This is a genomic window from Mesorhizobium sp. M0239 (assembly GCF_040321815.1).
Classification (GTDB): domain Bacteria; phylum Pseudomonadota; class Alphaproteobacteria; order Rhizobiales; family Rhizobiaceae; genus Mesorhizobium.
Window position 1 is genome coordinate 37,509 of sequence record NZ_JAMYSG010000041.1, and the last position, 15,160, is coordinate 52,668.

At 64.7% G+C, this 15,160-nt stretch carries 9 protein-coding genes; 1 reads left to right on the top strand and 8 read right to left on the bottom strand.

Features of this window, described 5'->3' with window-relative positions; translation table 11 throughout:
* Nucleotides 1-41: 41 nt before the first annotated feature.
* From NKI99_RS30250 to NKI99_RS30270, 5 genes are all read right to left on the bottom strand, one after another.
* Nucleotides 42-980, bottom strand: a complete 939-nt coding sequence (locus tag NKI99_RS30250; protein ID WP_023809973.1) for a glycosyltransferase family 2 protein — start codon at nucleotides 978-980, stop codon at nucleotides 42-44.
* 141 nt (nucleotides 981-1,121) lie between these two features.
* A complete protein-coding gene (locus NKI99_RS30255; protein ID WP_128304937.1) occupies nucleotides 1,122-2,006 on the bottom strand; it encodes a transglutaminase family protein in 885 nt (294 codons plus the stop codon).
* Between the two features lie 3 nt (nucleotides 2,007-2,009).
* A complete protein-coding gene (locus NKI99_RS30260) occupies nucleotides 2,010-4,421 on the bottom strand; it encodes a circularly permuted type 2 ATP-grasp protein (protein ID WP_352613208.1) in 2,412 nt (803 codons plus the stop codon).
* A gap of 6 nt (nucleotides 4,422-4,427) precedes the next feature.
* Entirely contained in the window at nucleotides 4,428-7,787 is a 3,360-nt protein-coding gene (locus tag NKI99_RS30265) for a transglutaminase family protein (protein WP_352613209.1), read from the bottom strand.
* Nucleotides 7,788-7,898: 111 nt separating this feature from the next.
* On the bottom strand, nucleotides 7,899-9,095 hold the full coding sequence (locus NKI99_RS30270) for an acyl-CoA dehydrogenase (protein WP_352441916.1): 1,197 nt from the start codon (nucleotides 9,093-9,095) through the stop codon (nucleotides 7,899-7,901).
* A gap of 137 nt (nucleotides 9,096-9,232) precedes the next feature.
* On the opposite strand from NKI99_RS30270, the gene NKI99_RS30275 reads away from it, so the two are divergent.
* The gene (locus NKI99_RS30275) at nucleotides 9,233-10,144 is read left to right on the top strand and encodes a LysR family transcriptional regulator (RefSeq protein ID WP_352613211.1); all 912 of its coding nucleotides are present in this window, start codon (nucleotides 9,233-9,235) and stop codon (nucleotides 10,142-10,144) included.
* Here NKI99_RS30275 and NKI99_RS30280 read toward each other — a convergent pair whose 3' ends face one another.
* The 3 genes from NKI99_RS30280 to NKI99_RS30290 all read right to left on the bottom strand — a co-directional run bounded on the left by NKI99_RS30280 (nucleotide 10,145) and on the right by NKI99_RS30290 (nucleotide 15,012).
* The gene (locus tag NKI99_RS30280) at nucleotides 10,145-12,469 is read right to left on the bottom strand and encodes a Tex family protein (protein ID WP_352613213.1); all 2,325 of its coding nucleotides are present in this window, start codon (nucleotides 12,467-12,469) and stop codon (nucleotides 10,145-10,147) included. It abuts the gene before it with no gap.
* A gap of 128 nt (nucleotides 12,470-12,597) precedes the next feature.
* A complete protein-coding gene (locus tag NKI99_RS30285; RefSeq protein ID WP_352613214.1) occupies nucleotides 12,598-13,779 on the bottom strand; it encodes a serine hydrolase domain-containing protein in 1,182 nt (393 codons plus the stop codon).
* Between the two features lie 36 nt (nucleotides 13,780-13,815).
* Complete coding sequence (locus NKI99_RS30290; RefSeq protein WP_352613216.1) at nucleotides 13,816-15,012, bottom strand: serine hydrolase domain-containing protein; 1,197 nt, start codon at nucleotides 15,010-15,012, stop codon at nucleotides 13,816-13,818.
* Between the last annotated feature and the right edge of the window lie 148 nt (nucleotides 15,013-15,160).

A 15,160-nucleotide genomic window follows, 5' to 3' on the forward strand; every position in this document is an offset into this window, starting at 1 on the left:
GTCCGAAAAGCGTCTCGCGCCGATATCGTGTTGGCTGGCGCCTACAGAGCGCCTTCCAGCTTGATCGGCGGCGCGGACAAACGCCGCCGCGCCGCGAGCTTGAACCTGTAGCGCAGGCAGCGCCAAGCTTCTGAGCGCCGCTTTGGCGCGGCCGCGGCTACCGCCAGGAAGCGCGCCGCGGTGCCCAGATCGCCGCGCGCATAGTGGACCCGGGCGATCTTGAGGGCGACAAGGCCTTCCCTGGCCTTGAGGGCCGACAACGGGATGTTGCAGTCGGTGAGTGTGCGCAGTTCCCGGCGCCAGTCCAGGAAGCGCCGCACCGGGTTGATGGCAAAGCGGTCATCGGAACGTACCGGCGAAACCTCGTAGACCATGACAGGTTGCGAAACCATGGCGAGCGATGCCTTGCTCATCAGCCGTGCCCAGAACAGCGTGTCCTCGTCATAGGCCATTCCGATCGGGAACCGCGTCTCGCCGATCAGGGTCCGCGATGCCAGAACGCTGCCCACGGCGACCGAACGTATGTCGCCTTTGACATAGGCCGAAGCATTTGCCAGGCACGCAGCCTGGTAGCCGTTCGGCATCTTGATCTGCCGGTCCTGGCCGTTCACCCGTCGCCGGTAGGCACCGACGATCATGTCGGCCTCCGGCTGCTCCCGGGCCTTGCGGAGCAGTGCGCGCAACCCGCCCCGCAGATGCAGGTCGTCGGCATCGATCAGGTAGACCCAGGAATAGACCGCTTCGGCCAGCGCCAAATTGCGGGCACCGCCTGCATCGCGGCATTTGGCCGACAGCACGCGCAGCGGCAACGACAGTTGTGCCGCGGCCTCCCGCGCGATGGTTGCCGTCCCATCGGTCGACGCGTCGTCGACCAGCAAGATCTCGCCGATGATCTCGGCCTCGCTGCGTAGCGACGCCAGCGTTGCAGCGATGGTCGCCGCCGCGTTACAGGCAGGAATGACGACGCTGATTGCTCTCAATTACAAAACCTCGCGCCATGCGCTTGAGGATACAACTATCGTCACCCCGAAACGAATACAGACTAGCGGCGGCATCGGTATTTGAGAAGCAGTCTTGTCCATCCCGAATTGCAGCGCAAATACCTGCGTGTACGACCTGCTTCAGGCTCTTTCGAGCACGACCGGAATGACGTCGACAGCTTGCTCGCCAACCTGTCCCCCCGTGGTCTTGAGCACGCCGACGATCGGCGCCACGTCCGAATAGTCGCGGCCGTGGCCGACGGTGATATGGTCGTTGCTGGCCCGCATGCCGTTGGTCGGATCGAATTCCTGCCAGCCTGCATCGCGCCCGCACCAGACCTTGACCCAGGCATGCATGGCATCGGCGCCTTCCAGCCGGGGCTTGCCCTTCGGCGGGATGGTGCGCAAGAAGCCGCTGACATAGCCGGCCGGAATACCGAGCCCGCGCAGGCCGGCGATCATGATGTGCGAAAAGTCCTGGCAGACGCCGCGCTTCAACTTGAAGGCATCACTGGCCCGGGTCCGCACCGTTGTCGCTTCGCCGTCATAGGTGAAATCGCGATAGATGCGATTGCACAGGCTCATGACCGTGCCGGCGGCAGAGCCGGCGATGCTGTCGCGTGCGTAAGCGGTGATCGCATCGTCGATGCCGGCATGGGTGCTGGACGTCAGGAAATGGTGCGGTGCATCAGGTGCCAGAGACCGCACCGCGGCGAGCTCCTGCCTCAGCCGGGCGATATCGGGCGACACGTCGAGCCCGGGCTCGGGCCGAGACACCGACACGCGGGCGCTCATCCTGATGTCGAGCGCGTCATGCGCGTCGCGAAAGGCGATCGAGGTGACGTTGTTGCCGAAGAAATCGGAAAAGTCGGAACGCTCGTTGGGTGCCGGCGCAAAGGACAGGGATGCGGCGATGACACGCTGCACGCCTGACATCGTCGACGGCAGTACGCGCACCTGATGACGACCGCCGCCGGCCGCCGCAGCGTAATCGTAATGCAGATGAAGCCTGATGTCGTAGAGCATGCTTTATCCGAAATAGGCTTTGGCGAGGCTGTTGTAGAGGCCGCCGATTTCATAGGCGAGGTCGTCCAGCGCCTTTGCCGTCATGTCCGAAGGCTCCTTGATGGCAATCTGGGTGTTGAGCTGCAGGATTTCCTTCGCCGCCGGCGACATTTGCCCCTCCCCGCCGAGCGACGGCAACAGGCCGATTTCGGCCTTCAGCCTTTCAAGTTGGAACAGGATGGAGCGCGGGTTAAGCGGATCGAGCGCCAGCAGGTCGATCACCGTGCGCCGACCGGCCTGCACCGGATATTGGCGGCGATGGGTCATCACGCTGTCGCCGATTTCCAGCATCATGTCGAGCGCGCCGTCCGGCGCCTTGGCGCTGGTCAGCCGCGACAGCGTGCGGGAGATCTGGATACCGCGCTCCAGCCGGCGGCCAATCTCGAGGAAGCGCCAGCCGGCGAAGCGGTACATGTTCTCGTGCAGCAGGCCGGAAAAGCCGGCGAGCTTACGCAGGATGACTGTCATCGCCCGGGTCGCGTCGTCGCCGGGCGCGACCGTCGTTGCGAACTGATGGATGGTTTTCGACAGGTCCTTCAGCGCCAGCCAGCCATCGGGCGAGAAGCGGTCGCGGATCTGCCCGGCACTGTAGACCGCGCTATCCAGCGTGCCGATCAGCCCTGACGGGATCGCCGTCTCCACATCGATGCCGAAAGGTTCGAGATAATCCCTGATGTCGGCGAGCAGCGGCATATCCGGGTCGGAGGTTTCGGCCAGCCGCACATGGTAGGCGCGCAGGATGCGCACCGTGTCTTCCGAGCGCTCGATATAGCGGCCGAGCCAGGTCAGGTTTTCCGCCGCGCGACTGGGCAGGCTGCCGGGCCTGGTGCGGCTGAAACTGTCGCCTTCTTGCGGTAGCAGCGTCTCGCGCTCCACCGGTTTGTCGCTGACAACCCAGACATCCGCCGCCTGGCCGCCACGCTGCATGGCGATCGCCGTCGGGTCGAGCGACAGGCCGATACGGGCAAAACCGCCCGGCATCACCGTCCAGCCCTCCGGCGTTCGCGCCAGGTAGACGCGCAGGCTCGCTGGCCGCGGCTCCAGCCAGCCGCCGACATAGACGGGCGTCGTCGAAAGCGTCACCGCTTCCTGGCCGACGAAATCGCCGCCATCACGTTCAATGCGCGCCACCAGTTCCGCCCGCTCCCCGGCCGACAGAGCCGAGCCTAGCTTCGTTGAATCGTCGTCCTCGAAGGCAAGCCTCGTCGACAGCGCCGGCCCGATCACCATGCGATCGATATTGGCCAGCACATGCGCGCGCTCGGTAGCTTGCCCGCACCACCATGTCGCGACACTTGGCAGCAGCAATTCCTCGCCACGCAAGGCCCGTGAAATCTTGGGCAGGAAGGCAAGCAGCGCGCGCGTCTCCATCAGGCCGGAGCCCAGCGCATTGACGGTAGCAACCGCGCCCTGGCGGATCGCCTCGATCAGGCCCGGCGTTCCGATCTGCGAATCCGGGCGCAGTTCGAGCGGGTCGGCGAAAGCGGCGTCGAGCCGCCGCCACAACACGCTGATCGGCATCAGGCCGGAAACCGTGCGCACCATCAGCCGGCTGCCGGAGACGGTCAAATCCTCGCCTTCGAGCAGCATGATGCCGAGGTAGCGGGCGATGTAGGCGTGTTCGTAATAGGTTTCGTTGAGCGGCCCCGGCGTCAGGATGGCGACGCGGCCGTCGGTCTCCTTGGCCATGCCGATCAACGCATCGCGAAAACGGCGGAAAAAGCCGGCAAGGCGGTGCACATGCATCTCGCCATAGATGTCGGACAGCGCGCGTGTGGTGGCGACGCGGTTTTCCAGTGCGAAACCGGCGCCGGACGGCGCCTGCGTGCGATCGCCCAGCACCCACCACTGGCCGTCAGGTCCACGGCCGAGCTCGAAGGCGCAGAAATGCAGGAAGTGGCCGCCGGCCGGCCTGGTGCCGACGACAGGCCGCAAATATTCGGGGCTGGCGGCGATCAATCCCGCCGGCAGGATACCTTTCTCGACCAGCCGGTTCGGCCCGTAGATATCGGCGATGGTTTCCTCGAACAGTTCGGCGCGCTGCACGAGGCCGGCGCTGATCGCCGCCCACTCGCTCTCCTCGATGAGAACCGGGACATGCGCCAGCGGCCATTCGCGCTCATTGGCACCGGCCTTGTCATAGACGCGGTAATAAACGCCGGCATCGCGCAGATACTGGTCGGCGCGGGCAAAGCGCTGGCCGAGCTTTTCAGCGCCAAGTTCCTCGAGCGCCTCGACAAAATGCTTCCAGGCCGGGCGAGGATTGCCTGACGCATCGACCATCTCGTCGACGACGCCGTCGATCGGCTGGTAGTGCTCCAGCAGGCTGTGGGTCCGCGGCTTGCCGTGTCCCCTCTTGTGATTCCCCTTTGCCATCGCTGATCAGAGTCTTGCCGGCCGCCGAAGGTCAAGGGTCATCGGGAAGTCTTCCGCTGGTTGTTCTTCACGGATCACATAGGCGGATGGCGTATGGCCGCGCGGTTCGAAGCGGGCGAGCCGCCGAGCTTCCGCCTCGTTGCCATTGACCGGAAAGGTGTCGTAATTGCGCCCGCCGGGATGGGCGACATGGTAGACGCAGCCGCCGACCGCACGTCCCGACCAGCGGTCATAGATGTCGAAGACCAGTGGCGTGTTGACCGGCAGCGCCGGATGCAGGCCCGATGCCGGCTGCCAGGCCTTGAAGCGGACACCCGCCACCGCCACTTCGCGGTTGTCGGTGACCTTCATCGGCACGATGCGGCCGTTGCAGACGACTGCATGGCGCTCCGGGTTCAGCCCTTCGGTCTTGACCTGCAGCCGTTCGACCGAGGAATCGACGAAGCGCACGGTGCCGCCGATCGCGCCTTGCTCGCCCATCACATGCCACGGCTCCAGCGCCTGGCGCAGCTCCAGCTTGATGCCGGCATGCTGAACCTCGCCGCAGAACGGGAAGCGGAATTCGAGCTGGGCGTCGAACCATTCGGGCCTGAATTCGAAACCGTTGAGCTTGAGGTCGTCGAGCACGTCGAGGAAATCGGCCCAGACATGATGCGGCAGCATGAAGCGGTCATGCAGCGATGTGCCCCAGCGCACGAAACGGCCGTCGAGCGGGCTTTTCCACGCGCGGGCAATGATCGCCCTGACAAGCAGTTGCTGCGCGAGGCTCATGCGTGCATTGGGCGGCATCTCGAAGCCGCGGAATTCGACCAGCCCCAGCCGACCGGTCGGTCCGTCCGGCGAAAACAGCTTGTCGATGCAGATTTCCGAACGATGCGTATTGCCGGTGACGTCGGTCAACAAATTGCGGAACAGCCGGTCGACCAGCCATGGCAAGGGTGCGTTGCCCTGGTCCGGATGCGGCACCTGCGCCATCGCGATCTCAAGCTCGTAGAGCGAGTCGTGACGGGCTTCGTCGAAGCGTGGCGCCTGGCTGGTCGGCCCGATGAACAGGCCGGAGAACAGATAGGACAGCGACGGATGGCGCTGCCATTGCAGCACCAGGCTCTTCAACAGGTCCGGCCTTCGCAGGAACGGGCTGTCATTGGGTGTCGCACCGCCGACCACGACATGGTTGCCGCCGCCGGTGCCGGTGTGGCGCCCATCGATCATGAACTTGTCGGCGCCAAGCCGTGTCTGCCGCGCTTCCTCATAGATCGCCGTCGTCGTCGCCACGCAATCCTGCCAGTTGGAAGCAGGATGGATGTTGACCTCGATGACGCCGGGATCAGGCGCAACGCGGATGACGTTGAGGCGCGGATCGTGAGGCGGGCCGTAGCCCTCGATATGCACGGGAAGGCCGATCGCCTTTGCCGCGTTCTCGGCCGCCGCGACCAGTTCGAGATAGTCTTCCAGCGCCTCGACAGGCGGCATGAACACGCACAGCCGCCCGTCGCGCGGTTCGACCGAAAGCGCGGTGCGCACAGCGCCGCCAATCTCGGTGATCTCCTGCTCGACCCGCTCCTGCTGGCCGGTCGCAGCGGTGAACGATGCCGCCTGCTGGCGGCGCGCCATCTCGTCGGCGCCTTCGAGTTCGGCTGGAGCCGGTCCGGCCAGTATGGCTTCACGCGCGGGCAGCGGGCCGCGTGGTAGCGACGGGTCGACCGGCACGATATAGGGGAATTGCTCCGGCGGCACATAGGGCAACGTGCCGAGCGGCAAGCGGTAACCGACCGGTGAATCGCCTGGCACCAGAAACAGCCGGCCGCGCCGCGTCTTCCATTTTTCCGAGCGCCAGCGCGGATCCGATGCCTGGCTGTTCCAGCGCTGCACCGGCAGCACATAGCCGGACGGCTTGGTCAGTCCGCGTTCAAACACTTTCGCCATGCGGCTGCGTTCTTCCGGATCCTCCAGCCTGGAGTTGGACGGATCGACATTGTCGGGCAGCTTGCCTTCCTTGAGCAGCCATTCGGCCGGATCCTCATAGGCTTCGCTGACCATGGCCTTGTCGATGCCGAGTTCGCCGGCAATCGCGGTGAGCAGGCTTTCGGCCTGCTTCGGGCCGATATCGGCCTCGCTCTTTTCGCGTGCGATCAGCGACGGATCGCTCCATACCGGCTGGCCGTCGGCACGCCAGTAGAGCGAAAAGGTCCAGCGCGGCAGGCTTTCGCCCGGATACCATTTGCCCTGGCCGTAATGGAGAAAGCCGCCGGGCGCGAAGCGCTCGCGCAGTTTACGGATCAGTTCGTCCGCCTTTTCACGCTTGGTGGGACCGACGGCGGCGGTGTTCCATTCGGCCGACTCGAAATCGTCGATCGACACGAAAGTCGGCTCGCCGCCCATGGTCAGCCGCACGTCGCCGGCGGCAAGCGCTGCATCGACCTTGTTGCCCAGCGCGTCGAGCGCCTGCCAGCTTTCGTCCGAAAATGGCTTGGTGATGCGCGGATGCTCGGCGATGCGGTCGACCCGCATCTCGAAGCCGAATTCGACATTGGCGAAGCTCGCCATGCCGGAAATGGGAGCCGCGTTGCGGAAATGCGGTGTGGCGGCCAGCGGCACATGGCTTTCGCCGGTGAGCAGGCCCGAGGTCGGATCGAAGCCGATCCAGCCGGCGCCGGGAAGATAGACCTCGCACCACGCATGCAGATCGGTGAAGTCTGTCGCCGTTCCCGGCGGACCGTCCAGCGCCACCAGATCGGGCTTCAACTGGACCAGATAGCCGGAAACGAAGCGTGCCGCGATACCGAGATTGCGTAGGATCTGCACCAGCAGCCAGCTCGAATCCCGGCAAGACCCCTTTTTCGCGGCCAAGGTCTCTTCCGGCGAGAACACCCCGGTTTCCATGCGCACGATATAGGCGATCTCGCGCTGCAGCCGCGCATTGAGGTCGACCAGGAAATTGACGGTGTTGGCTGCGCTGCGATCGATGGTCTTCAGCAGCGCCGACAGCAGCGGTCCCGCCGGTTCCGGGGTGCGATAGATGGCGAGATCGTCGCGGATTTCTTCCGGATACTCGAACGGAAACGCCTCGGCCGACGGCTCGACGAAGAAATCAAACGGGTTGTAGACCGTCATGTCGGCGACGAGGTCGACCTCGATCTTCAACTCCGTCACCGGCTCCGGAAAGACGAAGCGGGCGAGGAAATTGCCGTAAGGATCCTGCTGCAGATTGACGAAATGGTTCGCCGGCTCGACCTTGAGCGAATGACTGAGCACCTTGGTGCGGGAATGCGGCGCCGGCTGCAGCCTGATGATCTGGGGCCCGAGAACCACCGGCCGGTCATATTTGTAATGGGTCAGGTGATAGACGGCTGCCAGAATTGCCATGAAGCCCCGGAATTCAGCGTTTCAACGATTTCGCCGAACCCTGACACATCAGGCCGCCATTCTCCAAGCAGAGATGTTGCGGTGCACCTAATTTAAGCAACGGTTGCCGGCTCAGAAAAACGCCTGTATCCCCGTCTGCGCCCTTCCCAGGATCAGCGCATGCACGTCATGCGTGCCTTCATAGGTGTTGACCGTCTCCAAGTTCTGCGCGTGGCGCATGACGTGGTAGCCGATCTGGATGCCGTTGCCGCCATGCATGTCGCGGGCCTGGCGGGCGATGTCGAGCGCCTTGCCGCAATTGTTGCGCTTGACGATCGAGATCATTTCCGGCGCCATCTTGCCTTCATCCAGCAACCGCCCGACACGCAAGGATGCCTGCAATCCCAGCGCGATCTCGGTCTGCATGTCGGCGAGCTTCTTCTGGTAAAGCTGCGTGCCGGCCAACGGCTTGCCGAACTGCTTGCGGTCGAGACCGTATTGGCGGGCGCGGTGCCAGCAATCCTCGGCGGCGCCCATCGAGCCCCAGGAAATGCCGAAGCGAGCCCGGTTGAGGCATCCGAACGGTCCGCCGAGGCCTTTTGCGTTGGGCAGCAGCGCGTCCTCGCCGACCTCGACGCCTTCCATCACCACTTCGCCGGTGATCGACGCCCGCAGCGACAGCTTGCCCCCGATCTTCGGCGCCGAAAGCCCCTTCATGCCCTTTTCCAGCACGAAGCCGCGGATCTCGTCCTTGCCGTTCTCGCCCTTCAGCTTCGCCCAGACGACGAACACATCGGCGACCGGCGCGTTGGAAATCCACATCTTCGAGCCGGACAGCTTATAGCCGTTGGCGGTCTTCTCGGCGCGTGTCTTCATGCCGCCCGGGTCGGAGCCGGCATCCGGCTCGGTCAGGCCGAAACAGCCGATCCACTCGCCGCTGGCAAGCTTGGGCAGGTACTTCTTGCGCTGCTCGTCCGAGCCATAGGCGTAGATCGGATACATCACCAGCGACGACTGCACTGACATCATGGAGCGATAACCCGAGTCAACACGTTCGACTTCCCGCGCGACCAGCCCGTAGGTCACATAGTTCGCGCCAAGCCCGCCGAATTCCTCGGGGATGTTGATGCCGAGCAGGCCGGCCTCGCCCATTTCACGGAAGATCGCGGTGTCGAATGTCTCGTTGAGGTAGGCATCCTCGATTCGCGGCGCCAGTCTGTCGGCGGCGAAGGCGGCCGCACCGTCGCGCACCATGCGCTCGTCTTCCGAAAGCTGGCCCTCGATCAGGAACGGATCTTCCCAGACGAATGCGTTCTTGTCGGCGGCCATCGCGTTTCTCCCAAACAATGCATGTCGCTCAAAATGACGACATGCATGAAGCAAAATCTTGGCCCGTTCTATCGGCTTGCGCCTCGAAAAAATCAAACGAAATTGATTCACCGATCAATGAGCGTTAGGAATGGATCATGAGTGTCCAGCGCCGCCTTTTGCCCAACATAAGCGCCCTTGCCGCCTTCGAGGCTGTGGCCCGGCTAGGCAGTTTCACCGCTGCCGCCCAGGAGCTCGATCTGACCCAGGGCGCGGTCAGCCGGCAGATCAGGTTGCTGGAAGATCAGTTCGGCCGCCGGCTATTCGAGCGCGACAGCCGCAATGTCAGGCTGTCGACATCGGGCGAAATCTACGCCGAGGCGGTGCGTTCAGCACTTGGCCAGTTGCGTGACGCAGCCCTTGGATTGATGAGCAATCGGCATAGCGGCATCCTGAACCTTGCCATATTGCCGACCTTCGGCACGCGCTGGCTGATGCCGATGATCCCCGATTTCGTCGAAAACAATCCCGATATCACCATCAATTTCGTCACCCGCGTCGGTCGCTTCGACTTCGCCAGGGAGAGGCTGGATGCCGCCATCCACTATGGCCTGCCGGACTGGCCTGAGGCCGACTCCACACTGCTGGTGCGCGAAACCGTGGCGCCGGTCGTGTCGCCCGAATTCCTCACTGGCCGCGCCATCGCCTCACCGGCCGATATCGGCCGCCTGCCGCTGCTGCATATGGCGACGCGTCCTGGCGCCTGGACCGAATGGTTCGAGCATCAGGGCCTGAGCGCGCCGACCGGGCCTGGCATGCAGTTCGAGCAGTTCGGCACCGCCGCCCAGGCCAGCATGGCGGGGCTCGGCGTGGCGCTGCTGCCGCTGATCCTCATTGCAGGCGAATTGCAGCGCGGCCAGCTGGTGCCGGCGCCAGGCCAGCCCATGCAAAGCCGCAGCGCCTACTATCTCGTCGTCCCACACGACAAGCGCGGCCATCCGCCAGTCGCCAGTTTTCGCGACTGGCTGCTGGGCCAGGTCGAGAAGGAGCCGGCCGTTCTGGCGTGGTAACTACTTCCGCTTCAGCGCATCCGCCAGCGCCGCGCCGAACGCGCCTTGCTGTGCCGGCCGCTCCGGCTGGCGCTGAGGCGCCGGCGAACGCGGTGCCGGCCTGCCGCCTCCGGTATCGCGCGGCCCACCTTTCGACGCGCCCCCTTCGCCACCATCCTTGCGCATGGATAGCGCGATGCGCTTGCGCTTGATGTCGACATCAACGACGCGCACCTTCACCACATCGCCGGCCTTGACCACCTCGTGCGCGTCCTTGATGAACCGGTCGGCCAGCTGAGAGACATGCACCAGCCCGTCCTGATGGACACCGATGTCGACGAAGGCGCCGAAGGCGGCGACATTGGTGACGGTGCCTTCCAGCAGCATGCCGGGCTTCAGATCCTTGATATCGTCGATGCCGTCGGCAAACGTCGCCGTCTTGAAGCCCGGACGTGGGTCGCGGCCCGGCTTTTCCAGCTCTGCCAGGATATCGCGTACCGTTGGCAGGCCGAAACGCTCATCGACGAAAACGCGCGGATCGAGCGCCTTGAGTGCTGCACTGTCGCCCATCAACGACCGCACATCGCGCCCGCAGGCGGCGACGATCTTCTTGGCCACGCCATAGGCCTCCGGATGCACCGACGAGGCATCGAGCGGCTCGCTGCCATTGGCAATGCGCAGGAAGCCGGCGGATTGTTCGAATGCGCGAGGTCCGAGCCGCGGCACCTTGAGCAGGTCTTTGCGGCTGGCGAAGGGGCCGGTCGCATCGCGATGCGCGACGATCGCGTCGGCCAGCGACGCGCCGAGACCTGAAACGCGCGCCAGCAGCGGCGCCGAGGCGGTGTTGAGATCGACGCCGACGGCGTTGACCGCGTCTTCCACCACCGCTTCCAGCGAGCGGCCGAGACGGTACTGGTCGACATCATGCTGGTACTGGCCGACGCCGATCGATTTGGGTTCGATCTTGACCAATTCGGCCAGCGGATCCTGCAGCCGCCGGGCGATCGAGACGGCGCCGCGCAACGACACGTCGAGGCCGGGGAATTCCGCCGCCGCCGTCGCCGATGCCGAATAGACAGAGGCGCCGGCCTCGCTGACGATCACTTTCAAGGGCTTCGGCCCGCCATCCGCCGGCATGTCGGACAGCATGTCGGCGACCAGCTTTTCCGTCTCGCGGCTGCCGGTGCCGTTGCCGATCGAGATCAGCTCGACCTTGTGCAGGCGGATGAGCTTGGCGAGTTCGGCCTGGGTGCCGCGCACATCGTTCCTCGGCGGAAACGGATAGACTGTCGTTGTTGTCAGCACCTTGCCGGTGCCGTCGACCACCGCCACCTTGACGCCGGTGCGGATGCCGGGGTCGAGCCCCATCGTCGCGCGCGAGCCGGCGGGCGCCGCCAGCAGTAAATCCTTCAAATTGCGGGCAAAGACATGGATCGCCTCTTCCTCGGCTCGCTCGCGCAGATCGCGCATCAAATCGAGTGTCAGGTGCAGTGACAGTTTTATACGCCAGGTCCAGCCGGCGACGTCCATCAGCCAGCGGTCGCCGGGCAGGCTGCCGCCGATGGCATAGGCATTGGCGATCATCCGCTCGACCGGCTTCACCGGCGAGGTGTCATCGGCATCGACCTCGATGTCGAGCGACAGCACTTCCTCGTTGCGGCCGCGCAGCATCGCCAGCGCGCGGTGGCTCGGCACATTTGTCCAGCGCTCGACATGGTCGAAATAATCGGAGAACTTCGCGCCGGCCTCCTGCTTGCCGTCGACCACCCTGGCCCGCATGAAGGCGCGCTCCTTCATGTAGCTGCGCAATTTTCCGACCAGATCGGCATTCTCGGCGAATTGTTCCGACAGGATGTCGCGCGCCCCTTCGAGCGCCGCCTTGGTATCGGCCACCTCTTCGCTGACATAGGCCAGCGCCAGTTCGGCAGGCACCAATGAGCGGTTCGCCAAGATGGCCTCGGCCAGCGGCCCCAGCCCGCGTTCCCTGGCGATCTCGGCCTTGGTCCGGCGCTTGGGCTTGTAGGGCAGGTAGATATCTTCCAGCTCAGCCTTGGTGGTGGCGGCGACGATCTTGCCTTCAAGCTCCTCGGTCAGCTTACCCTGTTCGCGGATCGAGCCAAGGATGGTGTCGCGGCGCGCGTCGAGCTCGCGCAGATAGGCAAGCCGTTCGGCAAGATTGCGCAATTGCGTGTCGTCCAGGCCGCCGGTGACTTCCTTGCGGTAGCGCGCCACGAACGGCACTGTCGCGCCCTCATCGAGCAGTTCGATCGCCGCGGCCGCCTGTTCGGGCCGCGCGCTGATCTCGGCCGCGATGATGGCTGCAATGCGCTTGATGTCGGATGCCATGTCGTACCTGCTCTCACCCAAAGAGCGGCGACCATAGGCGCAGACGTCCGGCCCGCCAACCGCCGCGCTTTGATCAGCCCGGCGGGTCCACAGGAAAGCGTGCGCTAATGTGGCGGCTCGGGCCCAGTCTAGACCATGCGGCTCAGCGCCTCGAAGAAGGCGACGATCTCGACATCGAGCGGATCGTCGACCGGCTCGGGCTGCGACGACATCTTGGCGATCACCACTTCGGTCCTGGGATCGACATACAGCCACTGACCATGGATGCCGATGCCGCAATAGGCGCCGCTCGGCAAACCGGTCTGGTACCATTTGTTGCGGTAACGACCTTTGGGAAACAGTGGCAGCATCGCACCGCGCTGCCAGGCGTCCGCACTGCCGCCGGTGCTGGTCGTGTCGCGTACCCACACCTCGGGCACGATGCGGCGGCCATTGGCCACCCCGCCTTGCCGCATCATCTCGCCGACACGCGCCAGGTCGCGCGGCGTCACCGAAATGCCGCCGGCCGTGCGCGCCGTGCCTTCCATGTCGACGCCGATCGAGGCTTCGCTGACAGCGCCGAGCGGCAGCCACAGCTTCTCGCGCATCAGGTCGGCAAAACGCTGGCCCGACGCACGCTCGAGCAGCAGGCCGAGCAGGTCGGAATTCGGCGAGCGGTAGCGGAAGGTCTGGCCATGCGGCTCTGCAAGGCGTTGCAAGGTCAAAATGAATTCGCGCAGGCTCTCCGTGCCGCCGCCCGGATTCCACAACGTGGCGCGACGATAGCGGGCGAAAGCGCTCTCCGGATCGAGATAGGCCTCCTCGAAATCGAGGCTGACGCTCATGTCGAGCACATGCCGCACGCTCGCATCGCCATAGGCAGAGCCGGCGGCTTCAGGGATGTAGGCCGTCACAGGCGCTTCCGGGTCGAACATCCCCTCGCCTTGCAATATGCCGGCGATGATGGCTGTCACCGACTTGCTGATCGAGAAGATGATGTGGCGGGCGCCGAAATCCATATGCGGGGCGAACCAGTCGCCGACGATCTTGCCGCCTTTCATCACCGTCAGTGCGTCGGTGCTCGAACGTGCGAGAAATTCAGCCACCGTCTCCGGTGTGCCGGCGATCGCGACCTTTCCGCCGAGTAGGCCGCCCATATCGCGAACGGGGGTTTCGACAACGCCCGACGTCGCCGCCACGCGGGCGGTCGGCACCAGTTCGTCGAGATTCTGGAACGACCACCGGTTGAACGGGTTCTCGCGCCAGTTGGCGAGCACCACCTGGTTGCGCCGGAAGCCATAGCGGGTCTCGAACACGGTCTTGCCGGTCATGGCGTTTCCTTCCGGGTCGTTTCTTCTTTGTGGGGCTCAGCGAAGTGCCGTGGCGATAGCGTGCACGGCCTTCAGCGTCGCTATGGAATAGCCACCATTGGCGAAATCCGGCCAGGTCGAAAGCTTCACCACGACCATTCCGGTGTTCCAGTCGATATGGATCATCTGACCGAACACGCCGCGGCACATCAGTGCGCGCGAGCGCGGGTCCTCGATCCAGAACTGGTTGCGATAGCTGCCCTCCGGCAGGCTGGGGCTGAAGTCCGGCCCATGCCTGCCGTTGCGCGTCGCCTCGACCCAGCCGGACGGCACGACGTCGCCACCATTGTCGAGGATCAGCTGGCCGAAGCGGCCATAGTCGCGCAGCGTCGCGTTGAAGCCACCGTCGGCCACCGCATAGCCGGCGCTGTCGACCGTGAAGCAGGCGCTTTCATCAGCGCCGAGCTTTTGCCAGAGTTCTTCCGAAACCAGCTGCGGAAGCCGTTTGCCCGTCACCCGTTCCATGATGAAGGCAAGCACGTCGGTCTCGATCGAGCGGTATTCGAATTGGGCACCGTGCGGGCGGATCGTTTCCTTCAAGCCCAGGATCAGCTCGAACATGTGCGATGGCCAGCGAAAGGCCGGATCGCTGCCCGGCGGCACCGGCTTCCAGCCGGTGGCGACATCGACCTGGCCAATGTCCGAATAGCGGTCGGTGTACTCCTCGGAGAAGCGGACGCCGCTGGTCATGTCGAGCACATGCTGCACACTGGCGCCGGCCCAGCCGGTAACGCCGAGCTCCGGCAGGTAGTCCGTTACCGGTCTGGCCGGATCGATCAGGCCGCGCCCAACCAGTATGCCGAACACCGAACCGGTAAGGGACTTCGCCATTGACTGCGACAGGTGCAGCGTGCGCTCATCCATGCCGTTGAAGTAGCGCTCATAGGCGACCTTGCCGTCCTTGAGCACCAGGAAGCCGTCCGTATAGGTCTCGTCGAGCAGCCCGGCGAGCGTCGTCGGCGCGCCTGTGCTGTCCTCGACCGTCAGCCCGTCGAGATCGGCCTCGGCGCGTTCGAAGCGGTGGCGATGGCCATTGCCGCGCCAGACTTCGGCGGTCGGCAGAATTTCACGGATGTTCTGGAACGCCCAGCGGTTCCACGGCGGCCGGTCCCAGTCGAGCTTCGGCGGTACCATGGCGGGCGGCGAGCCCTGCATGATCGGCGGCCGCGGATCGGAATTGCGATAGGAGTCCATGACGGCCGAGTCCTTTGAACATGAAAACGGACCCGGCGGCGGGGGCCCCCGGGGGCGGGGGACCCCCGTTATTTATTCCACACGGTCGCCCTATTGGGGTAAATTTTCTGGGGGTGCCGGCCGGCCCTAAGGAGCCGCAAGCCGCGGG